This is a genomic window from Pseudomonas sp. AC016, from assembly GCF_979253365.1.
Window position 1 is genome coordinate 1,810,115 of sequence record NZ_CEEDCC010000001.1, and the last position, 26,955, is coordinate 1,837,069.

Consider the following 26,955-nt stretch of genomic DNA (forward strand, 5'->3'; position numbering starts at 1 on the left):
CAAGGCAATCGACATGACTGACACACAGAACAAGAACTACATCATTGCCCTTGATCAGGGCACAACCAGCTCGCGGGCCATCATCTTCGACCGCGATGCCAATGTGGTGAGCACTGCCCAAAGCGAATTCGTCCAGCATTATCCGCAGGCTGGCTGGGTCGAGCACGACCCGATGGAAATCTTCGCCACCCAGACCGCGTGCATGACCAAAGCGCTGGCCCAGGCCGATCTGCACCACAACCAGATTGCCGCCATCGGTATCACCAACCAGCGCGAAACCACCGTGATCTGGGAGCGTGACACTGGCCGCCCGATCTATAACGCAATCGTCTGGCAATGCCGCCGCAGCACTGAAATCTGCCAGCAGCTCAAGCGCGACGGCCTTGAGGAATACATCAAGGACACTACTGGTCTGGTCATCGACCCGTACTTCTCCGGCTCCAAGGTCAAGTGGATCCTGGACAACGTCGAAGGCAGCCGCGAGCGCGCCCGCAAGGGTGAGCTGATGTTCGGCACCATCGATACCTGGCTGATCTGGAAATTCACCGGCGGCAAGGTTCACGTCACCGACTACACCAACGCTTCGCGCACCATGCTGTTCAACATTCATACCCTGGAATGGGATCAGCGCATGCTCGACGTGCTGGATATCCCGCGCGAGATCCTGCCCGAGGTCAAAGCCTCGTCCGAGGTCTATGGCCACAGCAAGAGCGGCATCCCGATTGCCGGCATCGCGGGCGACCAGCAGGCAGCACTGTTCGGCCAGATGTGCGTCGAGCCGGGTCAGGCGAAAAACACCTACGGCACCGGTTGCTTCCTGCTGATGAACACCGGCAAGAAAGCGGTGAAATCAGCTCATGGCATGCTCACCACCATCGGCTGCGGCCCGCGTGGCGAAGTGGCTTATGCGCTTGAAGGTGCCGTGTTCAACGGCGGTTCGACCGTGCAGTGGCTGCGTGACGAATTGAAGATCATCAACGACGCGCTGGACACCGAATACTTCGCGAGCAAGGTCAAGGACAGCAACGGCGTTTACCTGGTGCCAGCCTTTACCGGTCTGGGCGCACCCTACTGGGACCCGTATGCACGTGGCGCGCTGTTCGGCCTGACCCGCGGCGTGAAAGTCGATCACATCATCCGTGCGGCGCTGGAATCCATCGCCTATCAGACCCGTGACGTGCTGGACGCCATGCAGCAGGATTCCGGCGAACGCCTCAAATCCCTGCGTGTGGACGGCGGCGCGGTGGCCAACAATTTCCTCATGCAGTTCCAGGCAGACATCCTGGGTACTCATGTAGAACGTCCGCAGATGCGCGAAACGACGGCACTGGGCGCGGCGTTCCTGGCGGGTCTGGCCATCGGCTTCTGGAGCAGCCTGGACGAGTTGCGCAACAAGGCTGTGATCGAGCGCGTTTTCGAGCCCCTGTGCGAAGAAGCGCATAAAGAAAAGTTGTATGCGGGCTGGAAAAAAGCTGTGGCCCGTACCCGTGACTGGGAACCGCACGAAAACGAGGAGTAAGCCTGCCGGTCTGGCGAGGAGCAGGATTTCCGGCTGACAGAGCCCATGTCCCTGCGGCATGATGGGCGCCATTTGCAGTGGGCGCCCAAGGAAAAACAATGAACCTGCCTCCCCGCCAACAACAGATCCTCGAACTGGTCCGTGATCGCGGCTACGTCAGCATCGATGAAATGGCGACGCTGTTCGTCGTGACCCCGCAAACCATCCGTCGAGACATCAACCAGCTTGCGGAAATGAACCTGCTGCGTCGCTACCATGGCGGCGCGGCCTATGACTCCAGCATCGAAAACACCGCCTACGCCATGCGTGCGGATCAGATGCGCGATGAAAAACAGCGGATTGCTGAAGCCATCGCAGCACAAATCCCCGACAACGCCTCGCTGTTCATCAATATCGGTACCACCACCGAATCCATCGCTCGTGCCCTGCTCAATCACAACAACCTGAAAATCATCACCAACAACCTGCATGTCGCATCGATCCTGAGCGCCAAGGATGATTTCGAAGTGCTGCTGGCAGGCGGCAATGTGCGCCGTGACGGCGGCGTGGTGGGTCAGGCCAGTGTCGACTTCATCTCGCAGTTCAAGGTCGATTTCGCGCTGGTCGGCATCAGCGGTATCGACGAGGACGGCAGTCTGCTGGATTTCGATTATCAGGAAGTCCGCGTGTCGCAGGCGATCATCGCCAATGCACGCAAGGTGTTGCTGGCAGCCGACTCCAGCAAGTTCGGACGCAACGCGATGGTCAGGCTCGGGCCGATCACCCTGATCGACTGCCTGGTCACTGATGAGCCACCTGTGCCAGCGCTGCAGCAGCTGCTGAACCAGCACAAGATTCGGCTTGAGGTGGTTTGATCACGATGACTGATCGTGCCCATCGCTCCGCGCTCATCGTTATACACAAGTCCTCCTGGAGGAATACGATGATGATCGTTCCCAGGATGCTCCGCGTCCGCTCTTGAATGTGGCGCAGATGCGTGCCCAAGCTCCAGCGTTATCCACATCATGCGCTCGGCTCACTGAATCCTCAGTCTGTGCGATTTGTGACGCGGAGCGTCCTTAGAGGCATTCCCACGCGGAGCGTGCGGAACGATCAGTGTCGCTCAGTGAGCCGAGCGCATACCTCAAGTCACCTTTTCGCCCTTGGGTGACTGTTTCGCGAACCCTCTACCCCGCCGCTCGCAGCGATGATCGCCGATCCATGACCGCCACTCATCCCGTCCTACAATGTTCATATTTGTTCTTTTTTACGTTCGTCATCAGTAATTTCAATCAATCGTCGCTGGCGAGGGGATTTTTATTGAGCTATGATTTTCGAAAGTGAACATTAATGTTCAGATTCGCCTTTCGAGCACAGCTCAAGCATCCTTCAGGAGGCCAACAATGCCCCAGACCCACGCGACATCCGCCGCCCCTCTTTCCGAGGTCTACGACATCGCCGTAATCGGTGGTGGCATCAATGGCGTCGGTATTGCGGCAGACGCCTCCGGGCGTGGCCTGTCGGTCTTCCTGTGCGAAAAAGACGACCTCGCCAGCCACACCTCGTCGGCCAGCAGCAAGCTGATCCACGGTGGGCTGCGCTATCTGGAACACTACGAATTCCGTCTGGTACGTGAAGCACTGGCAGAGCGCGAAGTGCTGCTGGCCAAGGCACCGCACATCGTCAAGCCCATGCGTTTTGTACTCCCGCACCGTCCGCACCTGCGCCCGGCGTGGATGATTCGTGCTGGCATGTTCCTTTACGATCACTTGGGCAAGCGTGAGAAGTTGCCTGCTTCGCGCACGATTCGTTTCGGCGCCGACAGCCCATTGAATTCCAGCATCACCCGTGGTTTCGAATACTCCGACTGCTGGGTAGACGACGCCCGCCTGGTGGTGCTAAACGCCATGGCAGCTCGTGAGAACGGTGCGCACATCCACACCCAGACGCGCTGTGTCAGTGCCCGTCGCATCAAAGGTCTGTGGCATCTGCATCTGGAACGCAGCGACGGCAGCCTGTTTTCAATTCATGCCAAGGCGCTGGTCAACGCGGCCGGTCCGTGGGTGGCCAAGTTCATCCGTGAAGACCTGAAGCTTGAATCGGCCTACGGTATTCGCCTGATCCAGGGCAGCCACCTGATCGTGCCGAAGCTGTACGAGGGCGAACATGCGTTCATTCTGCAGAACGAAGACAAGCGCATCGTGTTCACCATACCGTATATGGATCACTTCACCATTGTCGGCACCACCGACCGTGAGTATCAGGGCGATCCGAACAAGGTGGAGATCACCGACGGCGAGATGGACTACGTGCTGAAAGTGGCCAACGATCACTTCAAGAAGCAACTGACCCGTGCCGACGTGCTGCACACATACTCCGGTGTCCGCCCGCTGTGCAACGACGAATCCGACAACCCGTCTGCGATTACCCGTGACTACACCCTTTCGCTGTCCGGTGGTGCCGACGAGGCGCCGATCCTGTCGGTGTTCGGCGGCAAGCTGACCACCTACCGCAAACTCGCCGAATCGGCCATGGCGCAACTGGCACCGTTCTTCAAGCAGATGAAGCCAAGCTGGACCGCCACATCTGCACTGCCGGGTGGGGAAGACATGACGACGCCCGAAGCGCTGGCCAGCGAACTGACCCGTCGTCACACCTGGTTGCCGACGCCGATCGCCAAGCGTTGGGCGATCACCTACGGCAGCCGCAGCTGGCGCCTGCTGGAAGGTGTGCAGAGTCTTGAAGACATGGGTCAACATCTGGGTGGCGGCTTGTATGCCCGAGAAGTTGATTACCTGTGCGATCAGGAATGGGCCACCAGTATCGATGACATCCTGTGGCGCCGTACCAAGCTGGGTCTGTTCACTACGCCGGAAGAACAGGCAGCGGTGAGCAATTATCTGGAAACGGTTGCGCGCAACAAGGCGGCGATCGAAGCGGCCTGATCGGGTGTAACGCCCGCCTCTAGTGAGACCACGCAACTGAAAACCCTGTGTAAGGCGGCTATCGCGTCGGACTAGCCGCCAAGTGACGCCTCATACGGTTCGGTTCTTTGCTGCAACCGCGTATCCGATACTAACGGTGCGCCTGTTGTTACGCGCAACACCTTTCCAACCGTCACTCACCCGCCCCCTTCCCTACTCATTCGGTTTTCCGAACAGCCATTGCTGCGAAATTCGGCTTCCCGGACGAACGTCTGCCGTTCAACACATTGCCTCCAGATAAAAACCCTTTAATTTCAGTCAGTTGACCATCCTCGAAAGCCTGGCACGACTCATGCTCTACACTTTGCATCGACCGCTTCGACATTAGCGTGTGTCTACCATGGACGCCGTTGAAGCCATCGTCAAAGAAGTGGATGTCCCTCAAGGCGTCCTATCAATAAAAATGAAATCGAGGATTCATCGATGCGCATCGTTCCCCATCTGCTGGGCGCAGCAATCGCTGCCACTCTGATCAGCACTCCGGTTTTCGCAGCAGAACTGACTGGCACTCTGAAGAAGATCAAAGAGTCCGGCACCATCACCCTTGGCCACCGCGACGCCTCCATCCCGTTCTCCTACATTGCTGACGCTTCCGGCGTGCCGATGGGCTACTCCCACGACATCCAGCTGAAGATCGTCGAAGGCATCAAGAAAGAACTGGACATGCCTGACCTGAAGGTCAAGTACAACCTGGTGACGTCCCAGACCCGAATCCCGCTGGTTCAGAACGGCACCGTCGACGTGGAATGTGGCTCGACCACCAACAACGTCGAGCGTCAGCAGCAGGTTGATTTCTCGGTCGGCATCTTCGAGGTCGGCACCCGTCTGCTGTCCAAGAAAGACTCCAGCTACAAGGACTTCGATGACCTGAAAGGCAAGAACGTCGTGACCACCGCCGGCACCACGTCCGAGCGCATCCTGAAGGCCATGAACGCCGACAAGCAGATGGGCATGAACGTTATCTCCGCCAAGGACCACGGTGAGTCCTTCCAGATGCTGGAATCGGGCCGCGCCGTCGCGTTCATGATGGACGACGCCCTGCTGGCAGGCGAAATGGCCAAGGCCAAGAAGCCGGATGACTGGGCAGTGACCGGTACCGCACAGTCCTACGAAATCTACGGCTGCATGGTTCGCAAAGGAGATGCTCCTTTCAAGAAGGCCGTGGACGACGCCATCGTTGCAACCTACAAGTCGGGCGAAATCAACACCATCTACAACAAGTGGTTCCAGTCCCCGGTCCCGCCAAAAGGCCTGAACCTCGAATTCCCGATGAGCGAAAAAATCAAAGAGCTGATCAAGAATCCGACCGACCAGGCAGCCGAAACCGCTAAAGCACTCGAAGAAAAGAAAGCCTGAGCAACCGGTTCAGCCTCGCTGAACTGACTGCACCCCGAGCGGGCTGAATCACCCGCTCGGGAACCGACACTGCGTGCATCTCGATAGCAATAGAACAAGAGGGGGAGACCCTGATGAATTACAACTGGGACTGGGGCGTGTTCTTCAAGTCCACCGGCGTCGGCAGCGAAACCTATCTGGACTGGTTCATATCCGGTCTGGGCTGGACTATCGCCATTGCAGTCGTCGCCTGGATCATCGCCTTGATACTGGGTTCGATACTGGGCGTCATGCGCACTGTACCGAACCGCCTGGTATCAGGTATTGCCACGACCTACGTGGAAATCTTCCGTAATGTGCCACTGCTGGTGCAGCTGTTCATCTGGTACTTCCTGGTACCCGATCTGCTGCCTGAAAACCTGCAGGAGTGGTACAAGCAAGACCTCAACCCCACCACCTCGGCATTTCTGAGCGTTGTGGTCTGTCTGGGCCTGTTTACTGCTGCACGGGTCTGCGAACAGGTCCGTACCGGCATCCAGGCGCTGCCAAAGGGCCAGGAATCAGCCGCCCGCGCCATGGGCTTCAAGCTGCCGCAGATCTACTGGAACGTGCTGCTGCCTCAAGCCTACCGCATCATCATTCCGCCACTTACCTCCGAATTCCTGAACGTGTTCAAGAACTCTTCGGTGGCCTCGCTGATCGGCCTGATGGAACTGCTCGCGCAGACCAAGCAGACCGCCGAGTTTTCCGCGAACCTGTTCGAAGCCTTCACGCTGGCCACCCTCATCTACTTCACGCTGAACATGAGCCTGATGCTGTTGATGCGTGTGATCGAGAAGAAAGTCGCCGTGCCCGGCCTGATTTCCGTGGGAGGTAAATGATGGACTTCACTGGAATCGTTCCAGCCCTGCCGGGCCTGTGGAACGGCATGGTCATGACCCTGAAGCTGATGGCGATGGGTGTGGTCGGCGGTCTGCTGCTCGGCACTGTGCTGGCCTTGATGCGTCTGTCTTCGAACAAGCTGCTGGCCAATGTGGCAGGCGCTTACGTGAACTACTTTCGCTCAATCCCGCTGCTGCTGGTGATCACCTGGTTCTACCTGGCGGTGCCGTTCGTGCTGCGCTGGATCACCGGTGAGGACACGCCAATCGGTGCGTTCACCTCCTGCGTCGTCGCATTCATGATGTTCGAGGCCGCCTACTTCTGCGAAATCGTGCGTGCCGGTGTGCAATCCATTTCCAAGGGACAAATGGGCGCGGCCCAGGCGCTGGGCATGAACTACGGCCAGATGATGCGCCTGATCATCCTGCCTCAGGCGTTTCGCAAGATGACGCCCCTGCTGCTGCAACAGAGCATCATTCTGTTTCAGGACACCTCTCTGGTTTACACCGTCGGCCTTGTGGACTTCCTCAACGCCTCGCGTGCCAGCGGCGACATCATCGGTCGCGCCAACGAGTTCCTGATCATTGCCGGTCTGGTGTATTTCACGATCAGCTTTGCCGCCTCGTTGCTGGTGAAGCGTTTGCAAAAAAGGTTCGCCGTATGATTTCCATCAAGAACGTCAACAAGTGGTATGGGGACTTCCAGGTACTGACCGATTGCAGCACCGAGGTCAGCAAGGGCGAAGTGGTCGTGGTCTGCGGTCCTTCCGGTTCCGGCAAATCGACCCTGATCAAGTGCGTGAACGCTCTGGAGCCATTCCAGAAAGGCGACATCGTGGTCGATGGCACGTCGATCTCCGACTCCAGAACCAACCTGCCGAAACTGCGCTCGCGCGTCGGCATGGTGTTCCAGCACTTCGAGCTGTTCCCGCACCTGACCATCGTCGAAAACCTGACCATCGCCCAGATCAAGGTGCTGGGCCGCAGCAAGGCCGAAGCGACTGAAAAAGGCCTGAAACTACTGGACCGTGTCGGCCTGTCCGAGCATGCCCACAAGCACCCGGGCCAGCTTTCCGGTGGTCAGCAGCAGCGTGTGGCGATTGCTCGTGCGCTGGCGATGGACCCGGTGGTCATGCTGTTCGATGAACCGACTTCGGCACTCGACCCGGAAATGGTCAACGAAGTGCTCGACGTGATGGTGCAACTGGCTCACGAAGGCATGACCATGATGTGCGTGACCCACGAAATGGGCTTCGCCCGCAAGGTCGCCAATCGCGTGATCTTCATGGACAAGGGACAGATCGTCGAAGACTGCGCCAAGGAAGAGTTCTTCGGTGACGTGTCTGCACGTTCCGAACGCGCCCAGCAATTCCTCGCCAAGATCCTCCAGCACTAAGCATTAGGCTGACAGCGGCCCGTGGTACACGGGCCGCTGTTCGGCTCAGGACGACTGTGATGAAATGCGACCCCACTCTTTATCGCGCCGCGCCGCCATCACTCGCCGTGAAACCCCGCCTGATTCGCCAGCTGTTCCTCCCGCCCCTGATCTTCGTGCTGATGATCGGGCTCGGCTACGCTGCGTATCTGGTCAGCGAAAACAACGGTATCAAGAGCCTGAGCGAAAGCGGCGAACGTCAGTTGGAACTGCATGCTCGCACCGTCGAAAGCGAGATCAGCAAATACACCTACCTCCCCAGCGTTCTGGAACTGGAATCCAGCGTTTCGCAGTTGCTTAACGAGCCAAGTCCCGAACTGCAGCAAGAGGTCAATCGCTACCTTGAAGGCCTGAACCGCCGCAGTCGCAGCCGCGCTATCTACGTGCTCGACACCACCGGCCGCGTTCTGGCTACCAGCAACTGGCGCGACAGCGACAGTTATCAGGGCGAAGACCTGTCCTTTCGTGCCTACTTCCAGGATGCAGTGCGCGGCCTGCCCGGACGCTTCTACGGAATCGGCACCACCACCGGCGAATCCGGCTATTACCTGGCCCACGGTCTGGAAGAGAAAGGCCGGATAATCGGTGTCGCGGTGATCAAGGTCCGACTCGAAGCGCTTGAAGAACGCTGGCAGCGGGCACGCCTGGAAGCCTTCGTCAGCGATGAAAACGGCATCATCATCCTGTCGAGCGATCCGGCCCGCCGATTGAAATCGGTGCGTCCGCTGACACCGGACATCAAGGAACGACTGGCGCGCAGCCTGCAATATTACTGGTGGCCGCTGAACGAACTGGTGCCATTGGAACGCGAGTCACTGTCCGAAAGCGTCGAAAAGCTCACCTTTCCTGCCAACGCCACGGTTGACCGCGAGCACACGCAGGTCAGTTATCTGGCGCAGACACGGCCATTGAACGATAGCCCCTGGCACCTGACGCTGCTCACCCCGCTTGAAGACCTGCGCCGGGAAGCCGCCAGCCAGGGCATGCTAGTGGCCGTGGCCTGTGCGCTGGTGACGTTTTTGCTGATTGCCTGGAACGAACGCCGCAAGGTGATCGCGACTCGACTGGCCGCACGCGAGGCGCTGGAAGCCGCCAACAATGAGTTGGAGCGCAAGATTGCCGAGCGCACCGAGCACCTGCGCGCCAGCAACGAACGCTTGAAGGCGCAGATTCGTGAGCGACGACAGGCCGAGGACACACTGCGCAAAGCCCAGGATGAACTGGTGCAGGCCGGCAAACTCGCCGCCATCGGCCAGATGTCTACCAGTATCGCCCATGAGTTGAACCAGCCGCTGGCGGCGTTGCGTACGCTGTCCGGTAACACGGTGCGCTTTCTGGAGCGCGGCGCGCTGGAAACTGCAAGCGCCAACCTGCGCACCATCAACGATCTGGTGGACCGCATGGGTCGCATCACCGCCAGTCTGCGCGCCTTCGCCCGACGCGGCGACGACAAGGGCCAGGCTCAACTGTGCAAGGCTCTGGACGCCGCGCTGCAGTTACTTGCCGTACGGATCGAACAATCCGCGCTGCGGCTGCACCAGGGTTTTGCCGATGCCACGCTCGCCATCGACCAGACCCGTCTGGAACAGATCCTCGTCAACCTGATCGGCAATGCGCTCGACGCCATGCATGCACAGCCCAGCCCGGAACTGTGGATCGAAGGGGCGATTGCCGAGGGTCGCTATCGCCTGCTGGTGCGCGACAACGGCCACGGAATCGACATGGAAGCGCGCAAACATCTCTTCGAACCCTTCTTTACCACCAAACCCGGCGAGCAAGGCCTCGGGCTTGGCCTGACCCTGTCGGCAAGTCTGGCGGCTGCGGCGGGCGGCAGTCTGAGTGCCGAGCATCCGGGCGATGGCGGCACCTGCTTTGTCCTCTGCCTGCCATTCATCGAAAGCGCTCCAACCGAACCTCGCCAGGGCGAGCCGACATGAGGCAACACCCATGAACATCAACAACGACCTGACCGTCCTGATCGTTGAAGACGATCCGCACGTGCTGCTGGGTTGTCAGCAGGCACTGGCGCTGGAAGATATCGTCAGCGAAGGCGTTTCGAGCGCCGAGGAAGCCTTGCTGCGCATTGGCGATAATTTTGCGGGTATCGTCATCAGCGATATCCGCTTGCCAGGCATCGACGGGCTGGAATTGCTGACCCGCCTCAAGGCGCGTGACAGCAGTTTGCCCGTGGTGCTGATTACCGGGCATGGCGACATTTCGATGGCCGTCAACGCCATGCGCGACGGTGCTTATGACTTCATGGAAAAGCCCTTCTCGCCCGAGCGTCTGGTGGACGTCACGCGCCGCGCACTGGAGCAACGCGGACTGGCGCGGGAAGTGTGGTCGCTGCGCAGGCAACTGGCCGAACGCGATTCACTGGAAGGCAAGATCATCGGCCGCTCACCGGCCATGCAGAACCTGCGCGCCCTGATTGCCAACGTGGCTGATACCTCGGCCAACGTGCTGATCGAAGGTGAGACCGGCACCGGCAAGGAACTGGTCGCCCGCTGCCTGCATGATTTCAGCAGGCGCAAAGCCAGTCAGTTCGTGGCGCTCAATTGCGGAGGACTGGCGGAAAGCCTGTTCGAGTCGGAAATTTTTGGCCATGAGGCCAACGCCTTTACCGGCGCAGGCAAACGCCGGATCGGCAAGATCGAGCACGCCGACAACGGCACGCTGTTTCTCGATGAAGTGGAAAGCATGCCAGTCAACCTGCAGATCAAACTGTTGCGGGTCCTGCAGGAGCGCACGCTGGAACGTCTGGGTTCAAACCAGAGTGTGGCGGTGGATTGCCGGGTCATTGCCGCCACCAAGTCCGATCTGAATGCGCTGGGCCGGACCAACCAGTTTCGCAGCGACCTGTATTACCGCCTGAACGTCGTGACGCTTGAGCTTCCACCGCTACGCGAACGCCGTGAAGACATTCTGCAACTGTTCGAGCACTTTCTGCAGCTGTCCTCGCTGCGCTTCGACCGCGAGCCGCCGGAGCTGGACCGCCAGACCGTGTCCAGCCTGATGAGCCATGACTGGCCGGGCAATGTGCGGGAGTTGCGCAACGTTGCCGAACGCTTTTCGCTGGGTTTGCCGGCCTTCAAACAGACCGGCACCGTGATCGAGAATCAGAGCCTGGGCTTTGCCGAAGCGGTGGAGGCCTTTGAGCGCAACCTGCTCAGCGAGGCCCTGCAACGCAGCGGCGGCAATCTCAGCCAGGCCAGTCAGGAACTGGGCATGGCCAAGACCACGCTGTTCGACAAGGTCAAGAAATACGGGCTCTGAGCCCTTTCCATAGCGGCGCGATGACGCCTTTCAAGCAGGAGAATCCATTGGATCTGGTACTCAAGGCCCTGTTGGGCGGCGCGGTGGTGGTGATACTCGCGGCACTGGCCAAGACCCGCAATTACTACATTGCGGGCCTGGTGCCGCTGTTTCCGACCTTCGCACTCATCGCCCACTACATCGTCGGCAAGGGCCGCTCGCTGGACGATCTGAAAACCACGATCCTGTTCGGCATGTGGTCGATCATCCCTTACTTCGTCTACCTCGCGGCGCTCTACCTGCTGGTCGACCGCCTGCGCCTGGAAGCCTCACTGGCGCTGGCCGCCGTCGCCTGGCTGATCGCTGCGACGCTGCTGGTGACGGTGTGGATCAGGGTTCATGGGTGACGGCGTAAGGCTTTACCTCACTTCGCCTCGCTGAGAATCTGCCGGATTGCGCTGACGAACACGTCAACCGGCTGACCGCCCGAGACGGCGTATTGGTCGTTGAACACGATGGTCGGCACCGAGCTGACGCCGCGAGAGGTCCAGAGCTGTTCGGTCTCGCGTACTTCGTTGGCGTATTCGTTGTTGTCCAGAACGGCCTGGGCACGCACGCGGTCAAGGCCCACTCTCTGAGCTACATCCGCCAGGGTCTGGTGATTGGAAGGGTCTTTCAGATCGCTGAAATACGCTTCGAACAGCGCGTCTTTCAAGGCATGCTGCCTGCCTTCAAGCTCGGCCCAGTGCAGCAGGCGGTGGGCGTCGAACGTGTTGTAGATACGCCGTTCGCCCTGAGCAAAGACAAAGCCCTGCTCGGCGCCGCGCTCACGGATGGTGTCGTGAATGCCTTCGATCTGTTCCGGTGTCGAACCGTACTTTTCGGCGATGTGTTCCTTGATGTCCTGCCCTTCGGCCGGCATGTTCGGGTTCAGCTCGAACGGCTGGAAATGGATCTGCGCCTGTACTTCATCGCCCAGTTCAGCCAGCGCCTTGTCCAGCGCCCGCAGGCCGATGACGCACCAGGGGCAGGAAACGTCGGAAACGAAATCGATTTTCAGTACAGTGCTCATGCTGGCCCTCGCTCAATCGGCAAAAGCCACACGATACACCTCTGCCCATCCCTTTCAACCGTGCCGGGTTTTACAACTGCGCCAGGCTGCGACCATCTTCGTGCTGCGCCTTCAGGTAAGGCAGCACTGCACCGAGCAACGGGGCCTTGAACGCTTCCTGAAAACGGTGAGCAAGTCCCGGAATCAAACGTAGCTGACTGCCTTGAATATGCGCCGCGACATGCACACCGTGCATCACCGGCAACAGCGGGTCGGCCGTGCCGTGTACGACCAGCACTGGCAAGCGCAGCCGGTTGAGCAGTTCCACCCGGCTGGGCTCGGCCAGAATCGCCATGATCTGACGCTTGACCCCTTCCGGGTTGAACGCCCGGTCATAGGACACCGCTGCCTGATGCAGCAGTTGCGCACGATCGTCCTTGACCTCCGGACTGCCCAGCGCAGCCAGCAGATCGGCCTGTTGTTCGATAGCCACCTCGCGATTCGGCGCACCACGGCGGGCCAGAAGCTGCATCAGCGCGGGGCTCGGCATCGGCAGCCCCTGGGCGCCAGAACTGGTCATGATCAACGTCATACTCTCGACCCGCGAAGGGGCAAGATCTGCCAGATGCTGGGCAATCATCCCACCCATGCTGGCACCGAGCACGTGGAACTGACGAATCTGCAACGCATCCATCAGACCCAGCGCGTCATCGGCCATGTCGGTCAGCGAATAAGGCGCGGACACCGGCAGGCCCAGCTTGTAGCGCAGCACTTCATACGTGAGGTTGGCATCGGCAGGCTGTTGCACCCAGGTCGACAGACCGACATCACGGTTGTCGTAACGAATTACGCGGTAACCCTGCTGACAGAGCGCAACCACGACTTCATCAGGCCAGTGAATCAGTTGCCCGCCCAAACCCATGACCAGCAGCAAGGCAGGGTCGGATTCACTGCCGATACTCTGGTAGGCAATCCGGACTTCCTTGAGGTCGGCCACGTGCACAGGAACATTGACATCACATCGATCAGCCGCAAAGGACTGCAGGCCGCACAAAAGCGCGGCCAGAAATATTAAAACCCGCATGAAAAACACCAAAAAACAGATCCCCAGTAGGCAACGAGTCTGATGATGTTTTGCAAAGCGCGCTGCCACAGTTACGTGACAATTTGATGAAGGGTGCTCAACGGTCGTTTACGGACCTGAACAGAACCTGATCAGGCACAGGCGAGCAGCAGGTTGTCACCAAAACGGGCGCGCGCCTCCTGAACAAGTTCGAGCTGATCGCTGGCGCTGCCAAGAGACAGGACCTTGTAGATGGGCAGACGATCGAACACGGGCGCCAGTTGCTCAGGCACGCTGACGCTGTCGATGTGAAGGCCGGTGACCGGCAACAAGGCCGCTACGCCAAGGTTGTCCTTCAGGTCACCACGGTAGGTCGCGACCAGCTTCTTCAGCGGCGAGTACTGAAGGATGTGGTACGCGCGCTCGAACGCGTTGCGCCACTCCAGCGGCAGGTCCAGGGTCAGGATCGGCTCATCGATCTGCACCCACTCGACGCCTCTGGCAGCCAGTCGACCGAAAATCTCGCCATAGGCAGGCAGCAGTCGTTCCAGCAGGTCGAGCTTGTCGAAGCCCTGTTCTGCCTGAGCGAACCACAGATACGTCAGCGGGCCGATCACAGAGGGTTTGTGCCCCTGTGCTTCGGCGTCATGGGCATCCTTGAGCAGCAGTTCCCAGTCCGGCTGGAAACGCTGGTCCTGAATCAGGTGGGGAATCAGCGAAGAAAACTGCTCGGCCAGCCACTGGACTGGCGTGTGTGAACAGGATTCATCACGCTGCCAGCACGCCTGCAGAGCCTGTTGCAATTCACGGTCGGCGCCGATGCGCAGGGAGTCAGGTGTGTGTGCCAGAGCCATGAGGCGTCCTCCATAAAAGATGGCGCCATTGTCGACAGCCGAAGCATCATGAGACAAACTCATTTTTTTCGTGTTGATCACAAATACTATTCATGGAGCACTGACCGTGCTTGAGATACGCCACCTCAAAACCCTCCACGCCTTGCGTGAAGCCGACAGCCTCGTAGAGGCGGCGGAACGTCTGCATCTGACCCAGTCGGCGCTCTCGCACCAGTTCAAGGAACTGGAAGAGCGCATGGCCATGCCGCTGTTCGTGCGCAAGACCAAACCCGTTCGGTTCACCAGTGCCGGTCTGCGCCTGTTGCAACTGGCCGACTCGCTGCTGCCTCAGCTTCGCGCTGCCGAGCGGGACATCGCGCGGCTGGCGGGCGGCACGGCGGGTCGCCTGCACATGGCCATCGAATGCCACAGCTGTTTTCAGTGGCTGATGCCGACCATCGACCAGTTCCGTGATGCCTGGCCGGAGGTGGAGTTGGATCTGTCCTCGGGTTTCTCGTTCGCCCCGCTGCCAGCGCTCGCCCGTGGCGATCTGGATCTGGTGGTGACTTCGGACCCGCTGGAGTTGCCCGGCATCACTTACGTGCCGCTGTTCACCTACGAAGCAATGCTCGCGGTGGCCAATCAGCACGCACTGGCGAGCCGCCCCTACGTGGTCCCTGACGACCTGCTGACTGAAACGTTGATCACTTACCCAGTGGAGCGCGACCGGCTGGATATCTTCACGCGCTTTCTGGAGCCAGCCGACATCGAGCCCGCGCAAGTGAGGACGTCGGAACTGACCGTGATGATGATGCAACTGGTCGCCAGCGGCCGTGGCGTATGCGGCATGCCGCACTGGGCGCTGCACGAGTACAGCTCGCGCGGCTACGTCAAAGGCAAGCGGCTGGGGGAGAAGGGATTGTTCGCAACGCTTTATGCCGGTATTCGCGCAGACATGCTGGACGCGCCCTACATGCGCGATTTTCTGCTGACCGCCAAGGACACGTCATTCTCGACGCTGGATGGTGTCAGCGCGGTTCGCTGACACCTTGCCTGCAACTCAGACGACCTGGGCCTGGCGCTGCCTGTAGAGCGGCAGAATCAGGTCGCGGGTCAGCGGCGCCAGATGCAGCTCCACGTCAGTCTGCGTGCCGACCCAGATCACTTCCTCGATCTCGGCAGCAGGTATGGCCGGCGCATCGGTCATCACCTCGAATAAATGGCAATGGACCTCGAAGCCAGGCTCATTGGCGGCAGGCGCAGTGAACTCGCCGAGGAACGCGGCCTGTTGCGGATCAATGATCAACCCCAGCTCTTCCTCCAGTTCTCTGGCCAATGCCACGGCTGCAGCTTCGCCTGGCTCGATCTTGCCGCCCGGCCGCATGAACGCCTGGGTGCCGCGCTTGCGCACCAGCAGGGTCTTGCCATCCGGGGCGATCAGCAAGGCTGCCGCGATAGTAATGATCTTCATGCAAAGATATCCGTCTTCAGCAGTCGCGACTCGTCGGCGCGTTCCAGGGCCAGCGTGATCAGGCGATCGATCAGCCCGGCGTAGGAAAGACCGCTGGCCTGCCACAACTTGGGGTACATGCTGATGGAGGTGAAACCTGGAATGGTGTTGACCTCGTTGATGATGATGTCGCGCGCCTCGGTAACGAAGAAATCGACCCGGGAAAGCCCCGCGCAACCAAGCACCTTGTAAGCGGTCAGCGCGACATTGCGCACCTCGTCGCTCAGATCGACGGCCAGCTCTGCCGGAATCGCGATGCGTGCCTGATCGCCGTTGAGGTACTTGGTGTCGTAGGCATAGAACTCGTCGTTGGCGACCACTTCACCGCACACGCTGACCTGCGGGTCGCGGTTGCCCAGCACCGCACATTCCACTTCACGACCCACGATGCCCTGCTCGATCAACAGTTTGTGATCGAACTGGAAGCCCAGCGCCAGCGCGGCCTCGAAACCGGCTTGGTCCATGACCTTGCTGACACCGACCGAAGAGCCCTGGCTGGCCGGTTTGACGAACATCGGCAGACCCAACTGACCGGCTACCTCAGCAAACTGAATCGTCTGACCGCGGGTCAGCACCACGAACGGCGCGACGGCAATCCCGGCATCGCGCAGCAGACGCTTGGTCACGTCCTTGTCCATGCAGGCAGCCGAGCCGAGCACGTCAGGGCCTACAAACGGAATCGCCAACAGGCGCAGCAGGCCTTGCAGCGAACCATCTTCGCCAAAAGCGCCATGAATCAGCGGAAACACCACGTCGATACGCGCCAGTTGCTCACCGGATTCAACCTCGACGAACTGCCCGTCGGTGCTTCCCGGCAGAAGTGCCAGACGCTTGCCGGCAGTGCTCAGGCTGATCTTTGCCGGGTCGCCCGCGTTGAGCAGGTAATCGCCTTCGTCGAACCGCAACCAGTTGCCCAGTTTGTCGACGCCGATCAGGGTCAGCGCGTAGCTTTCACGATCAATTGCGTTGATCACGTTGCGCGCGGACTGCAACGAAACTTCGTGCTCGCTGGATTGCCCACCGAAAATGATGGCCACTGACTTTTTCAAAGCGGGTACTCCTGTTTTTCAGGCCGCGAAGATAAAAGCAATTCCCGCCAATAGTCCAGAGGACGAGTGGTCGCAACCCGCATTCCCGGCAAAAAAAATCCCGGTCGAGGGCAATCCTGAGCGGATGGCCCCTGACCGGGACGGGTGATGGATCATTGACCTGCCGAAGCGTCTTTCTTGCTGCCGGAACCAAAGGTGGCAAAACGCTTGTTGAAGCCTGCGATCCGGCCTTCGCTGGTGGTCTTGCGTTGCTGGCCGGTGTACATCGGGTGCGATGCACTGGACACGTCGAGAGCGACGTAGGGGTACGTATTGCCATCGGTGTGCTGCTGCGTGCGCTCTGTGTCGACGGTGGAACCGATCAGAAAGTAGGCGTCGGCTGCAGTGTCGTGGAACAGCACGGTACGGTATGCGGGATGGATGTCGGGTTTCATGGATGCCTCCAGGCAGCAGGTAATTTAAGTGTTACACAGTAACATAATGCTCTTTCTAGATGATAATGATTCCTGTCGATAGGCTGCATCGGCGGGCTTGATCAAGGCCCGTGTTTCACTGCGATTGCTTGCTGGGTACGTCAACAGGACTGACGTCCTGTGCAACCCTCCGATGCTGGTGGTTACGTCTCGATGCTGCAGAACGCCTTGCAGGATGTGATCAGGGCCAGCACTCCGCCTGACCCCACAACCGCTTCATGCACAAGGCAGACGAGCTCGGTTTCGTAGCGCTCAACATGAAGGAACAGGCCCTTATCCAGCTCCACGCTGGACCAGCCTGGAAGGTCGTGAAGAGGTGTATGCCGCCACCGCACGCCTGCGGCATCTCAAACCCCGAGTGCTGGAAAGCTGAACGAAAGCTGCGGCACAGGCAAAAGCCATCACCGGCAGGTCATTTACTGCTCACACCGGTAGCGGCAATCCGCTACATTCCAAGGGTGCGCCCTGTTCGACCCGCTCGTGCGAGCAGGCCGTGGGCGCAGACACTCCGGCAGCCCCGCAGTCCTGCAAGTCGTCACAGGCAGGCGAAGACGGGGCGCCCAGCGCAGAAAACCGCCATTAGTCCAAGGATGTCGTATGAGCCTCTCGCTACTCAGTCGTTATGCCGTTTTCGTCGGATGCGTACTTTTCACGCTGTTCAGCCTGCCGCTCTGGCACCACGAGTGGCTGTGGCCGTTCACGCTGCTGACCGCCGTCCTGAGCGTCGTGGGCATCATCGACCTGCTGCAGTCACGGCACTCAGTTCGTCGCAATTACCCGATCCTGGGTAACATCCGCTACGCCGTTGAAGCGATACGTCCCGAAATCCGCCAGTACCTGCTCGAGTCCGACAGCGACGCCTTGCCCTTCTCGCGGGCCCAGCGCTCGCTGGTGTACTCGCGCGCCAAGAACGAATCGGCGGACAAGCCCTTCGGCACACTGATCGATGTGTATCAGACCGGTTTCGAATTCATCGGCCACTCCATGCGCCCTGCTCCGTTGAGCGACCCCAACAGCTTCCGTGTGTCGATCGGCGGTCCTCAGTGCTCGCAGCCCTATTCGGCATCGATCTTCAATATCTCGGCCATGAGCTTCGGCTCGCTCAGCGCCAACGCCATCCGTGCGCTCAACAAGGGTGCCAAACTGGGCAACTTCGCCCACGACACCGGCGAAGGCAGCATCAGCCCTTATCACCGCGAGCACGGCGGCGACCTGACCTGGGAACTGGGCAGCGGCTATTTCGGTTGTCGCACGGCGGATGGCCGCTTCGACCCCGAGAAGTTCGCAGCACAGGCTACTAACCCGCAGGTGCGCATGATCGAAATCAAGATGAGCCAGGGCGCGAAACCCGGTCATGGCGGCATCCTGCCCAAACATAAAGTGACTCAGGAAATCGCCGATACCCGCGGCATTCCGATGGGCGAGGACTGCATTTCGCCGTCCCGACACAGCGCGTTCTCCACACCTTTCGAGCTGATGCAGTTCATTGCACAGTTGCGTGAGTTGTCGGGCGGCAAGCCGGTCGGCTTCAAGTTCTGTCTGGGTCATCCATGGGAATTCATGGGCATCGCCAAGGCCATGCTCGACACCGGAATCTACCCGGACTTCATCGTCGTCGACGGTACCGAGGGCGGGACCGGTGCCGCGCCAGTCGAATTCACCGATCACATGGGCACACCGATGCGTGAGGCACTGCTGTTCGTGCATAACACGCTGGTTGGCCTGAACCTGCGCAGCCAGATTCGTCTGGGTGCCAGCGGCAAGATCGTCAGTGCTTTCGACATTGCCAGCGTGTTGGCAATTGGCGCCGACTGGGCGAACTCCGCACGCGGCTTCATGTTCGCCATCGGTTGCATCCAGTCACAAAGTTGCCACACCAACAAATGCCCGACCGGCGTTGCGACTCAGGACGCGCTACGTCAGCGGGCGCTGGTGGTGCCGGACAAGGCCGAGCGGGTGTACAACTTCCATCGCAACACCCTCAAGGGGCTGGCCGAAATGCTTGCGGCCGCAGGCCTCGATAACCCATCGCAGCTGGAAGCCAAACACCTGGTACGACGCATGTCAGCCACAGAAATCAAACTGTTCTCGCAAACTCACGTCTTCCTGCAACCGGGGCAGTTGCTGAACGGCGTGCAAGACGACAGCTTCTATTCAAGGATGTGGCGGATGGCCCGCGCCGACAGTTTCGAACCGGCCGATGAAGTGGCGTAGGACTGCATCTGGAGACATTCTGTAATAGCCTGATTTTGCAATTGCCATGATTTAACGCCACCCTGCCGCGCCGCCGAGAGAGACAGACTGGCGGCGCGGAACCTCAGCCCTGTGCGGCTCATCTTATTAGCAACTTTCAAGAGTCCACCGTTATGACTAACGGACGCGATCATCGAATCGACTTCTTTCGAGGCCTGGCGCTGATCTTCATCTTCTGGGATCACGTGCCGGACAACCCTCTGGCCCAACTGACCGTGCGTAACTTCGGCTTCAGCGACGCGGCCGAAATCTTTGTGTTTCTCGCGGGCTATGCGGCCATCCTGGCCTACGGGCGTATTGCCCGACGCGAAGGCCTGCTGGTTGCAGGCGTGCGGATCCTGAGGCGCACTTGGGTGTTGTATGTGGTACACATCTTTTTGCTGACCTTGCTGATGGGCATTGTTTTCGTCGCCAACAACCACGTCGAAACACGCGACATGGTGCAGCAGATGGGCCTCGAGTATTTCGTCGGCAACCCACAGCAAGCGCTGGCCGATGAACTCCTGCTGCGCTTCAAACCCAACCTGACCGACCCGTTGCCGCTCTACATCGTCCTGCTGCTGACCCTGCCCCTTATTCTGCCGTTGATGCTGCGCAAGCTGGAACTGGCGGTAGGACTGTCGATTGCGCTCTACATGATGGTGCCGTTATTGGGCTGGAACCTGCGCGCTTACGAAGGCGGCGGTGTCTGGTACTTCAATCCGGTCGCCTGGCAACTGCTGTTCGTGCTCGGTGGCGCCTGTGCGCTGCGGGCTGAAACGCATGTCGCCAACGAACGCCGCCCGTTGCATCGGCAACCGTTATTCATCGTATCTGCCGTTTATGTGCTGATCGCAGGCGCACTGACCTTCAGCGAAAAATGGCCGGGCCTGCACACAGCACTGGTGTCGACGCTGCAACTGGAAGCCTTCTACCCCATCAGCAAGACCGACCTCGCACCGGTTCGCCTGCTGCACTTCCTGGCGCTGGTCTACGTGGTTGCCCGCCTGCTGCCCACCACCAGTACCTGGCTCGACAACTGGCCCGCCCGCCAGACCTGCCGCATGGGCCGCTACTCACTGGAAGTCTTCTGCCTGGGCGTACTGTTGGCGCCGCTGGCCGACATGGCCAATGCCCTGGCGGGTGACACCTGGCCGATGCAAGTGACCACCGCAGTGATCGGGTTGGGACTGATGATGCTCATGGCCAACGGACTCGAGCTGAACAAACGCTTCGACAAAGCGCCCCGCCTGTTACCCACCTGAGAACAGCCTCACACTCGACAGCCCTCTCGGAAGTTTCCTACTGCTTTATCAGGCCAAGTTTTTCTGCACATGGCCGTTATCCGGTATGAACTCAATGGGAGGGCAATGCCTTGAATATCAATACCGTGACAAGCTATGTAAGCACACTAACGTCTGAAAGACCGTTCCAGAATAGGGAGGTAGGAAATATTAGTCGGGATATCGTCGCCCTGTCGATTCCCCCAGAAAATCTGATGCTGCCATTCAAAGCTGTCCGCGATCCGAATGAGGAGTTTTACCATTACGAAAAAGCGCCTTGGCTGACCGAACACGCCCAAGGCGATATGGACAACTACCTCACGCATATTTCCAGTGAATTTTTCGAATTTAGCCGACAAGAATTTCTGAAGGAGGAAATCGGGAGGTTTCAAGAATCCGCCTGCAGAATGTTCGACGACTTTCACGATTTCAAGCAGCAGCTTTCCTACCTGAACCCGGAGCTTGCCAAAAAACACTACGGATTCACACTCGGCTTCGATGAGCACATCAAGGTAACCGACCCGGACGGTGTATTGACGCCCTCTGAGCATACTTACCTTACCGAGGAGCTTAACAAGCGTCAGCCGCTCAAGGATGCGCTGGTCAACAATGCCAAGAGCATCATGACGCTGCTGGACCATTACCCGGAAAAATTCGGCACCGAGCACACACTCAATCTTGAAAGCTTCAGCAAGGTTATCGATTACGGCCAGGTATTCAGCCGCAACACCATCGGCAACTTCATGGACACCATCATCTACCAGATCGAACGTAATGCCCCTAAACGCGAGGTCGTGGAGGGCGCACAGGTGGATGTTCACGTTTGAATTGAGAAAGGCTTCACAACGAAAAATCGTTTCGGAAATGCCCTACAGGGTTATCAGGCCAAGGTTTTGAATTCACTGCCGTTATCAAGGAAGCGTCATCCATTCAGCAAGGAGCGAGACATGAATATCAACAGCGCTATTCCAATGACCATGAAACCTTACCTGCCTGCGCCTGATCGTGTACCTCAGACGACCGAACAGGTGCCATCCGACGTAATGACGGATCAGCAAAAGAAAGAAGCTTTTGCAAAAGAGTTTTACACGAGGGAGGAAGAACCTTGGAAGGGAAGGCTCGTCAGATATAGCGATGACACCGTAAAAAACGAAATGCGCGAGATGACTAAAGAGCAGTATTTAACTTTTGCGAGCATGGAGGCTAGCATTGAACTCAGCAACCAATATTCATTTTTTTGCTACTTCAAAGAACAGATCTTAGATACGCGGCCTGACTTGGCAGAGAAAAACTTCAGCTTCACTCTTGGCGACGACGCGGAGATCAAAATACTGGACTCCGGAAAAAGTCTGAGCGATGACGACTTGAAATGGTTGACCAGAGCCATCAACTCCGACGTCGACTTCAAAAGCTCGGTCAGACAAGGTGCGAAGCTTATCATGAGCCTTGTTGACCACGACCCCAAAAATTTTTCAGGAAAAACCAATCTCAGCCTTTTGAACTTTCAGCACATTATCGATCTCGGCAAAGTACTCTCACATCCAATCGACATGACTGAAGGATGGATGAAGCAAGTAAAAGAACAGGATGAGAAAAACGGGAACTCTTTGATAGACACCTACGCGTAGGAGTTCCAAAACGCTCTCCGCAAGCGAGAAGCTCGTAAAGCAATCATTGATAGATAGCACGCTTAACTTGAGAAAACGGTCACACCACAGCGCACTCTCGGAAATGCCCTACAGGGTTCTCAGGCCAAGGTTTTAAATTTACTGCCGTTATCAAGGAAGCGTCATCCATTCAGCAAGGAGCGAGACATGAATATCAACAGCGCCACTCCAATGACCATGAAACCTTACCTGCCTGCGCCTGACCGTGTGCCTCAGACGACCGAACCGGCACCATCCGACGTACTGACGGATCAGCAAAAAAAAGAAGCCCTGGCGAAAGAGTTTTACACAAAGGAGGAAGAGCCTTGGAACAAAATATCTCACGACTATATGCAGAACGGTGTACTCGTATCATTGCAGCATTATGCAAAGGAAATTTATTTAATGTCCATGAGCTTATCGGCTAGCAGAGAGCTGGGCAACCAATACGCATTTTTTCATCACTTTAAAGAACAGGTTCTAGAAACACGACCTGACCTGGTAGAAAAGAACTTCAGCTTTACCCTAGGCGATGACGCGGAGATCAAAATACTGGATCCGGAAAAAAAACTGAACGACGATGATTTGCAATGGTTAACCAGAGCCATTAATTCAGACGGCGACTTTAAAATTTCGGTAAGAGAAGGTGCGAGGCTTATCATGATCCTGGTTGACCACGACCCCAAAAACTTCTCAGGAAAAACGAACCTCACCCTTTTAAATTTTCAGGATATTGTCGACCTCGGGAAGGTGCTTTCACACCCAATCGACATAACGGAAGGATGGATGAACCAAGTGAAGGAGCATGATAAGAAGAACCGTGATTCCCTGATCGATACCTATGCGTAGGAGTTCCAAAACGTTCTCCGCAAGCGAGAAGCTCGTAGAGCAACCATTGCTAGGTAGCACGCTTAACTTGAGAAAACGGTCACACCACAGCGCACTCTCGGAAATGCCCTACAGGGTTATCAGGCCAAGGTTTTGAATTCACTGCCGTTATCAAGGAAGCGTCATCCATTCAGCAAGGAGCGAGACATGAATATCAACAGCACTATTGCAATGCCATTGAAATTTTACATGCAAGCGCCTGACCGTGCGATTCAGACGACCGAACCGGCGCTGTCCGACGTACTGACGGATCAGAAAAAAAAAGAAGCCTTGGCGAAAGAGTTTTACACAAAGGAGGAAAAGCCTTGGAAGGGAAAGTTTTTTTATTACGGGGATGACATAATAAAAAGCGAACTGCGCGAGATGACGAAGGATAACTATTTAGGCTTTGCGGAACTGGAAGCCAGCAATGAATTCAGCAAGCAATATTATTTTTTTATAAATTAAAAGATCAGATTTCAGATATGCGACCTGATTTGGCAGATAAAAACTTTAGTTTTACCCTTGGCGACGACGCGGAGATCAAAATACTGGACTCCGAAAAAAGTCTGAGCGATGACGACTTGAATTGGTTGACCAGAGTCATAAATTCCGACGTCGACTTAAAAAGCTCGGTCAGACAAGGCGCGAAGCTCATAATGAGCATCATTGACCACGACCCCAAAAATTTCTCAGGAAAAACCAACCTCAGTCTTTTGAACTTTCAGCACATTATTGATCTCGGGAAGGCACTTACCGACCCACACAGCCTGATGGAAGGATGGATGAAACAAGTAAAGGAACATGACGAGAAAAACCGGGACTCCCTGATCGATACCTACGCGTAGGAGTTCCAAAACGCTCTCCGAAAGCGAGAAGCTCGTAGAGCGACCATTGATAGATAGCACGCTTAACTTGAGAAAACGGTCACACCACAGCGCACTCTCGGAAATGCCCTACAGGGTTATCAGGCCAAGGTTTTGAATTCAGTGCCGTTATCAAGGAAGCGTCATCCATTCAGCAAGGAGCGAGACATGAATATCAACAGCGCTATTCCAATGACCATGACACCTTACCTGCCTGCGCCTGACCGTATACCTCAGACGACCAAACAGGTGCCATCCGACGTAATGACGGATCAGCAAAAGAAAGAAGCTTTTGCAAAAGAGTTTTACACCAAGGAGGAAGAGCCTTGGAAGGGACAATTTGTCAATTGCGGGGACAACACAATAAAAAACGAACTGCGCGAGATGACGAAAGAGCAGTATTTAACTTTTGCGAGCATGGAGGCTAGCATCGAACTCAGCAACCAATATTCATTTTTTTGCTACTTCAAAGAACAGATTTTAGATGCGCGGCCTGACCTGGCAGAAAAAAGCTTCAGCTTCACTCTTGGCGACGACGCGGAGATCAAAATACTGGACTCCGGAAAAAGTCTGAGCGATGACGACTTGAAGTGGTTGACCAGAGCCATCAACTCCGACGTCGACTTCAAAAGCTCGGTCAGACAAGGTGCGAAGCTTATCATGAGCCTCGTTGACCACGACCCGAAAAATTTTTCGGGGAAAACCAACCTTACCCTTTTAAACTTTCAGGATATTGTCGACCTCGGGAAGGTGCTTTCAGACCCAATCGACATGACTGAAGGATGGATGAACCAAGTGAAGGAGCATGATAAGAAGAACCGTGATTCCCTGATCGATACCTACGCTTAGGTATCCGAGAAAGGGTGCTTTGCCGTCAAAAAACTCAAAAAGCAATCATTGATAGATAGTCACGCTTAACTTGAGAAAACGGTCACACCACAGCGCACTCTCGGAAATGCCCTACAGGGTTATCAGGCCAAGGTTTTTAATTCACTGCCGTTATCAAGGAAGCGTCATCCATTCAACAAGGAGCGAGACATGAATATCAACAGCGCTATTGTAATGCCATTGAAACCTTACATGCCAGCGCCTGACCGTGTGCCTCAGGCGAACGAACCGGCACCATCCGACGTACTGACGGATCAGCAAAAGAAAGAAGCTTTTGCAAAAGAGTTTTACACGAGAGAGGAAGAGCCATGGAAGGGGAAGTTCTTCAGATATAGCGATGACACCGTAAAAAATGAAATGCGCGAGATGACGAAAGATCGATATTTAATTTTTACAGAGCTCGAGGTTTGTAATGAACTAGGCAACCAATACGCATTTTTTAATCTCTTTAAAGCGCAGGTTTCAGATACAAGGCCCGATTTGGCAGAGAAAAGCTTCAGCTTCACTCTTGGCGACGACGCGGAGATCAAAATACTGGACTCCGGAAAAAGTCTGAGCGATGACGACTTGAAGTGGTTGACCAGAGCCATCAACTCCGACGTCGACTTCAAAAGCTCGGTCAGACAAGGTGCGAAGCTTATCATGAGCCTCGTTGACCACGACCCGAAAAATTTTTCGGGGAAAACCAACCTTACCCTTTTAAACTTTCAGGATATTGTCGACCTCGGGAAGGTATTCTCATGCCCAATCGACATAACGGAAGGATGGATGAACCAAGTGAAGGAGCATGATAAGAAGAACCGTGATTCCCTGATAGACACCTACGCTTAGGCGTCCCAAAAAAGGGCGCTCCACGGCGAGGAGGAGACGCCCATTCTAAATTTTACGGCCTTGTGTGCAAATTGGTTAGCCAGCGTTTACACAAATGTCCTAGCGTAAATGTATGAGGTTTGTCTTCCAGTCGCCCCGCCAAAATATTTCTAGCACTATAGTTTCTCTTCTGGTAGCGCGTACTCCACGTAAGCCGGGTTTTACCGGTGTGCTCATAGATATCTTTTGCCAGCCAGCCTCCTTCACAGCGCCCCAACTCTATCAACTGTGATATTTTTCCGTTATTATCGGATGAAAACGTTTTACCAGCGCCCTCCCCAATACCCGTAGCGAGTGAAAGGTCTAGCAGACCGCCCTCCAACGGATACGCCTTACTGTCCGTAAACGTCGCCTCCAGCGTTACCTCTTTGAACGCCTGAGTCGCAAGAAATGCTTCCACGTTCTCCTGAAAAGCTGAAATCGGCAAAATGCCTTGCTCGTCGAGCAGGTCGTAATTCATGTGAGGAAACGACCCAAACACGATCCTGTATTCCGCGTTTTCAAATACGCCCCCTTCAACGGCAAGGACGCGGACGTTGACCTGAGAACCGGGGTTCAAGTCAGATATCTTATAAGCGCCTGCATAGGGCTTACGCTTCCATTCGCCGCCATCAACTTGATATTCAACTTTCCAGAGTTTGTCGTATTGACTGCCGGGCGTTGCCAACAAAACATTCTGACCGCGAATCGCAGTAAAGCTGTACTGATGGACCGCCGAAGTACTCTCCAGTGTCTGGGTAATCTCGTGAATCTTGTCGGAGAGTACGACCACGCCTGGAGTTTCCGCACGCAGTGTCGGCGTTTCCTGCTGAGCATCCGGCGCAACACCCTCAACACCGCTTTCGCCCTGTGCAAATGCATGGCAGGACATCGCCAGAAACAGTCCAGACAAGAGCAGGCGGCCTGTAGCGCTTTTATTATTATCCATCTTAAATC

At 56.9% G+C, this 26,955-nt stretch carries 27 protein-coding genes; 20 read left to right on the plus strand and 7 right to left on the minus strand.

The window, feature by feature from the left end; all coding sequences use genetic code 11:
* Positions 1-13 precede the first annotated feature (13 nt).
* From glpK to AC0IXS_RS08070, 10 genes are all read left to right on the plus strand, one after another.
* On the plus strand, positions 14-1,519 hold the full coding sequence (gene glpK, locus AC0IXS_RS08025) for a glycerol kinase GlpK (RefSeq protein WP_057409523.1): 1,506 nt from the start codon (positions 14-16) through the stop codon (positions 1,517-1,519).
* A 98-nt stretch (positions 1,520-1,617) separates the two neighbouring features.
* Positions 1,618-2,373 (plus strand): DeoR/GlpR family transcriptional regulator, encoded by a 756-nt coding sequence (locus AC0IXS_RS08030; RefSeq protein WP_004881858.1) that lies wholly within the window; start codon positions 1,618-1,620, stop codon positions 2,371-2,373.
* Positions 2,374-2,901: 528 nt separating this feature from the next.
* The gene (glpD, locus tag AC0IXS_RS08035; protein WP_439922227.1) at positions 2,902-4,443 is read left to right on the plus strand and encodes a glycerol-3-phosphate dehydrogenase; all 1,542 of its coding nucleotides are present in this window, start codon (positions 2,902-2,904) and stop codon (positions 4,441-4,443) included.
* Positions 4,444-4,905: 462 nt separating this feature from the next.
* Entirely contained in the window at positions 4,906-5,838 is a 933-nt protein-coding gene (locus AC0IXS_RS08040) for a glutamate/aspartate ABC transporter substrate-binding protein (RefSeq protein WP_057409524.1), read from the plus strand.
* A gap of 113 nt (positions 5,839-5,951) precedes the next feature.
* Positions 5,952-6,698 carry an amino acid ABC transporter permease gene (locus tag AC0IXS_RS08045; RefSeq protein WP_449117716.1) on the plus strand — a complete coding sequence of 249 codons (747 nt, stop codon included), beginning with the start codon at positions 5,952-5,954 and terminating at the stop codon, positions 6,696-6,698.
* The gene (locus AC0IXS_RS08050) at positions 6,695-7,363 is read left to right on the plus strand and encodes an amino acid ABC transporter permease (RefSeq protein ID WP_032632644.1); all 669 of its coding nucleotides are present in this window, start codon (positions 6,695-6,697) and stop codon (positions 7,361-7,363) included. The genes AC0IXS_RS08045 and AC0IXS_RS08050 overlap by 4 nt, the downstream gene beginning before the upstream one ends.
* Positions 7,360-8,094 carry an amino acid ABC transporter ATP-binding protein gene (locus AC0IXS_RS08055; RefSeq protein WP_025993871.1) on the plus strand — a complete coding sequence of 245 codons (735 nt, stop codon included), beginning with the start codon at positions 7,360-7,362 and terminating at the stop codon, positions 8,092-8,094. The genes AC0IXS_RS08050 and AC0IXS_RS08055 overlap by 4 nt, the downstream gene beginning before the upstream one ends.
* Before the next feature lie 59 nt (positions 8,095-8,153).
* On the plus strand, positions 8,154-10,070 hold the full coding sequence (gene aauS / locus AC0IXS_RS08060; protein ID WP_137202353.1) for a two-component sensor histidine kinase AauS: 1,917 nt from the start codon (positions 8,154-8,156) through the stop codon (positions 10,068-10,070).
* A 10-nt stretch (positions 10,071-10,080) separates the two neighbouring features.
* Positions 10,081-11,409 (plus strand): two-component response regulator AauR, encoded by a 1,329-nt coding sequence (gene aauR / locus AC0IXS_RS08065; RefSeq protein WP_004881851.1) that lies wholly within the window; start codon positions 10,081-10,083, stop codon positions 11,407-11,409.
* Between the two features lie 20 nt (positions 11,410-11,429).
* Positions 11,430-11,795, plus strand: coding sequence for a GlpM family protein (locus tag AC0IXS_RS08070; RefSeq protein ID WP_161987334.1), 366 nt, complete (start codon positions 11,430-11,432; stop codon positions 11,793-11,795).
* 17 nt (positions 11,796-11,812) lie between these two features.
* Here the strand turns inward: AC0IXS_RS08070 and AC0IXS_RS08075 are convergent, their stop codons facing one another.
* The 3 genes from AC0IXS_RS08075 to AC0IXS_RS08085 all read right to left on the minus strand — a co-directional run bounded on the left by AC0IXS_RS08075 (position 11,813) and on the right by AC0IXS_RS08085 (position 14,356).
* The gene (locus tag AC0IXS_RS08075; RefSeq protein ID WP_057409530.1) at positions 11,813-12,460 is read right to left on the minus strand and encodes a DsbA family oxidoreductase; all 648 of its coding nucleotides are present in this window, start codon (positions 12,458-12,460) and stop codon (positions 11,813-11,815) included.
* A 70-nt stretch (positions 12,461-12,530) separates the two neighbouring features.
* Complete coding sequence (locus AC0IXS_RS08080) at positions 12,531-13,523, minus strand: alpha/beta fold hydrolase (protein WP_057409542.1); 993 nt, start codon at positions 13,521-13,523, stop codon at positions 12,531-12,533.
* Positions 13,524-13,654: 131 nt separating this feature from the next.
* The gene (locus AC0IXS_RS08085; RefSeq protein WP_057409531.1) at positions 13,655-14,356 is read right to left on the minus strand and encodes a uroporphyrinogen decarboxylase/cobalamine-independent methonine synthase family protein; all 702 of its coding nucleotides are present in this window, start codon (positions 14,354-14,356) and stop codon (positions 13,655-13,657) included.
* A 106-nt stretch (positions 14,357-14,462) separates the two neighbouring features.
* On the opposite strand from AC0IXS_RS08085, the gene metR reads away from it, so the two are divergent.
* Complete coding sequence (gene metR, locus AC0IXS_RS08090; RefSeq protein WP_025993876.1) at positions 14,463-15,380, plus strand: transcriptional regulator MetR; 918 nt, start codon at positions 14,463-14,465, stop codon at positions 15,378-15,380.
* Between the two features lie 15 nt (positions 15,381-15,395).
* Here the strand turns inward: metR and AC0IXS_RS08095 are convergent, their stop codons facing one another.
* The 3 genes from AC0IXS_RS08095 to AC0IXS_RS08105 form a co-directional block, all read right to left on the minus strand.
* Positions 15,396-15,806, minus strand: a complete 411-nt coding sequence (locus tag AC0IXS_RS08095; protein WP_471824315.1) for an NUDIX hydrolase — start codon at positions 15,804-15,806, stop codon at positions 15,396-15,398.
* Positions 15,803-16,894, minus strand: a complete 1,092-nt coding sequence (ddlA, locus tag AC0IXS_RS08100) for a D-alanine--D-alanine ligase (RefSeq protein WP_320471377.1) — start codon at positions 16,892-16,894, stop codon at positions 15,803-15,805. Before ddlA ends, AC0IXS_RS08095 begins: the two co-directional genes overlap by 4 nt.
* Before the next feature lie 152 nt (positions 16,895-17,046).
* A complete protein-coding gene (locus AC0IXS_RS08105) occupies positions 17,047-17,328 on the minus strand; it encodes a type B 50S ribosomal protein L31 (RefSeq protein WP_004881843.1) in 282 nt (93 codons plus the stop codon).
* 636 nt (positions 17,329-17,964) lie between these two features.
* Between AC0IXS_RS08105 and AC0IXS_RS08110 the strand changes: the two genes are divergently transcribed.
* From AC0IXS_RS08110 to AC0IXS_RS08150, 9 genes are all read left to right on the plus strand, one after another.
* Positions 17,965-19,581 carry an FMN-binding glutamate synthase family protein gene (locus AC0IXS_RS08110; RefSeq protein WP_004881842.1) on the plus strand — a complete coding sequence of 539 codons (1,617 nt, stop codon included), beginning with the start codon at positions 17,965-17,967 and terminating at the stop codon, positions 19,579-19,581.
* 152 nt (positions 19,582-19,733) lie between these two features.
* A complete protein-coding gene (locus AC0IXS_RS08115; protein WP_471824318.1) occupies positions 19,734-20,864 on the plus strand; it encodes an OpgC domain-containing protein in 1,131 nt (376 codons plus the stop codon).
* A 233-nt stretch (positions 20,865-21,097) separates the two neighbouring features.
* Entirely contained in the window at positions 21,098-21,709 is a 612-nt protein-coding gene (locus tag AC0IXS_RS08120) for a hypothetical protein (protein ID WP_471826203.1), read from the plus strand.
* Positions 21,710-21,829: 120 nt separating this feature from the next.
* Entirely contained in the window at positions 21,830-22,510 is a 681-nt protein-coding gene (locus AC0IXS_RS08125) for a hypothetical protein (protein ID WP_320517797.1), read from the plus strand.
* A 186-nt stretch (positions 22,511-22,696) separates the two neighbouring features.
* A complete protein-coding gene (locus AC0IXS_RS08130; protein WP_471824319.1) occupies positions 22,697-23,377 on the plus strand; it encodes a hypothetical protein in 681 nt (226 codons plus the stop codon).
* Positions 23,378-23,563: 186 nt separating this feature from the next.
* Positions 23,564-23,863 carry a hypothetical protein gene (locus tag AC0IXS_RS08135; RefSeq protein WP_471824321.1) on the plus strand — a complete coding sequence of 100 codons (300 nt, stop codon included), beginning with the start codon at positions 23,564-23,566 and terminating at the stop codon, positions 23,861-23,863.
* 17 nt (positions 23,864-23,880) lie between these two features.
* Positions 23,881-24,243: a hypothetical protein gene (locus tag AC0IXS_RS08140; RefSeq protein WP_471824323.1), complete on the plus strand. Its 363-nt coding sequence runs from the start codon at positions 23,881-23,883 to the stop codon at positions 24,241-24,243.
* 186 nt (positions 24,244-24,429) lie between these two features.
* Positions 24,430-25,110: a hypothetical protein gene (locus tag AC0IXS_RS08145; RefSeq protein ID WP_471824325.1), complete on the plus strand. Its 681-nt coding sequence runs from the start codon at positions 24,430-24,432 to the stop codon at positions 25,108-25,110.
* A gap of 189 nt (positions 25,111-25,299) precedes the next feature.
* Positions 25,300-25,980, plus strand: coding sequence for a hypothetical protein (locus AC0IXS_RS08150; RefSeq protein WP_191953771.1), 681 nt, complete (start codon positions 25,300-25,302; stop codon positions 25,978-25,980).
* A 52-nt stretch (positions 25,981-26,032) separates the two neighbouring features.
* On the opposite strand, the gene AC0IXS_RS08155 is transcribed toward AC0IXS_RS08150, so the two are convergent.
* Positions 26,033-26,947 (minus strand): fibronectin type III domain-containing protein, encoded by a 915-nt coding sequence (locus AC0IXS_RS08155; protein WP_471824327.1) that lies wholly within the window; start codon positions 26,945-26,947, stop codon positions 26,033-26,035.
* Positions 26,948-26,955: the final 8 nt, after the last annotated feature.

What these genes read in the sequence shown, in the direction of transcription:
- AC0IXS_RS08070 (WP_161987334.1), top strand. Translation starts at nt 11,430, where the DNA reads ATGACGCCTTTCAAGCAGGAGAATCCATTGGATCTGGTACTCAAGGCC.
- aauS (WP_137202353.1), top strand. Translation starts at nt 8,154, where the DNA reads ATGAAATGCGACCCCACTCTTTATCGCGCCGCGCCGCCATCACTCGCC.
- AC0IXS_RS08125 (WP_320517797.1), top strand. Translation starts at nt 21,830, where the DNA reads ATGAATATCAACAGCGCTATTCCAATGACCATGAAACCTTACCTGCCT.
- AC0IXS_RS08105 (WP_004881843.1), bottom strand. Translation starts at nt 17,328, where the DNA reads ATGAAACCCGACATCCATCCCGCATACCGTACCGTGCTGTTCCACGAC.
- AC0IXS_RS08040 (WP_057409524.1), top strand. Translation starts at nt 4,906, where the DNA reads ATGCGCATCGTTCCCCATCTGCTGGGCGCAGCAATCGCTGCCACTCTG.
- AC0IXS_RS08120 (WP_471826203.1), top strand. Translation starts at nt 21,098, where the DNA reads ATGCTGCCATTCAAAGCTGTCCGCGATCCGAATGAGGAGTTTTACCAT.
- AC0IXS_RS08130 (WP_471824319.1), top strand. Translation starts at nt 22,697, where the DNA reads ATGAATATCAACAGCGCCACTCCAATGACCATGAAACCTTACCTGCCT.
- AC0IXS_RS08050 (WP_032632644.1), top strand. Translation starts at nt 6,695, where the DNA reads ATGATGGACTTCACTGGAATCGTTCCAGCCCTGCCGGGCCTGTGGAAC.
- AC0IXS_RS08055 (WP_025993871.1), top strand. Translation starts at nt 7,360, where the DNA reads ATGATTTCCATCAAGAACGTCAACAAGTGGTATGGGGACTTCCAGGTA.
- AC0IXS_RS08140 (WP_471824323.1), top strand. Translation starts at nt 23,881, where the DNA reads ATGCGACCTGATTTGGCAGATAAAAACTTTAGTTTTACCCTTGGCGAC.
- glpK (WP_057409523.1), top strand. Translation starts at nt 14, where the DNA reads ATGACTGACACACAGAACAAGAACTACATCATTGCCCTTGATCAGGGC.
- AC0IXS_RS08095 (WP_471824315.1), bottom strand. Translation starts at nt 15,806, where the DNA reads ATGAAGATCATTACTATCGCGGCAGCCTTGCTGATCGCCCCGGATGGC.
- AC0IXS_RS08085 (WP_057409531.1), bottom strand. Translation starts at nt 14,356, where the DNA reads ATGGCTCTGGCACACACACCTGACTCCCTGCGCATCGGCGCCGACCGT.
- AC0IXS_RS08080 (WP_057409542.1), bottom strand. Translation starts at nt 13,523, where the DNA reads ATGCGGGTTTTAATATTTCTGGCCGCGCTTTTGTGCGGCCTGCAGTCC.
- AC0IXS_RS08110 (WP_004881842.1), top strand. Translation starts at nt 17,965, where the DNA reads ATGAGCCTCTCGCTACTCAGTCGTTATGCCGTTTTCGTCGGATGCGTA.
- AC0IXS_RS08115 (WP_471824318.1), top strand. Translation starts at nt 19,734, where the DNA reads ATGACTAACGGACGCGATCATCGAATCGACTTCTTTCGAGGCCTGGCG.
- AC0IXS_RS08135 (WP_471824321.1), top strand. Translation starts at nt 23,564, where the DNA reads ATGAATATCAACAGCACTATTGCAATGCCATTGAAATTTTACATGCAA.
- AC0IXS_RS08145 (WP_471824325.1), top strand. Translation starts at nt 24,430, where the DNA reads ATGAATATCAACAGCGCTATTCCAATGACCATGACACCTTACCTGCCT.
- AC0IXS_RS08030 (WP_004881858.1), top strand. Translation starts at nt 1,618, where the DNA reads ATGAACCTGCCTCCCCGCCAACAACAGATCCTCGAACTGGTCCGTGAT.
- aauR (WP_004881851.1), top strand. Translation starts at nt 10,081, where the DNA reads ATGAACATCAACAACGACCTGACCGTCCTGATCGTTGAAGACGATCCG.
- AC0IXS_RS08045 (WP_449117716.1), top strand. Translation starts at nt 5,952, where the DNA reads ATGAATTACAACTGGGACTGGGGCGTGTTCTTCAAGTCCACCGGCGTC.
- AC0IXS_RS08155 (WP_471824327.1), bottom strand. Translation starts at nt 26,947, where the DNA reads ATGGATAATAATAAAAGCGCTACAGGCCGCCTGCTCTTGTCTGGACTG.
- AC0IXS_RS08075 (WP_057409530.1), bottom strand. Translation starts at nt 12,460, where the DNA reads ATGAGCACTGTACTGAAAATCGATTTCGTTTCCGACGTTTCCTGCCCC.
- glpD (WP_439922227.1), top strand. Translation starts at nt 2,902, where the DNA reads ATGCCCCAGACCCACGCGACATCCGCCGCCCCTCTTTCCGAGGTCTAC.
- AC0IXS_RS08150 (WP_191953771.1), top strand. Translation starts at nt 25,300, where the DNA reads ATGAATATCAACAGCGCTATTGTAATGCCATTGAAACCTTACATGCCA.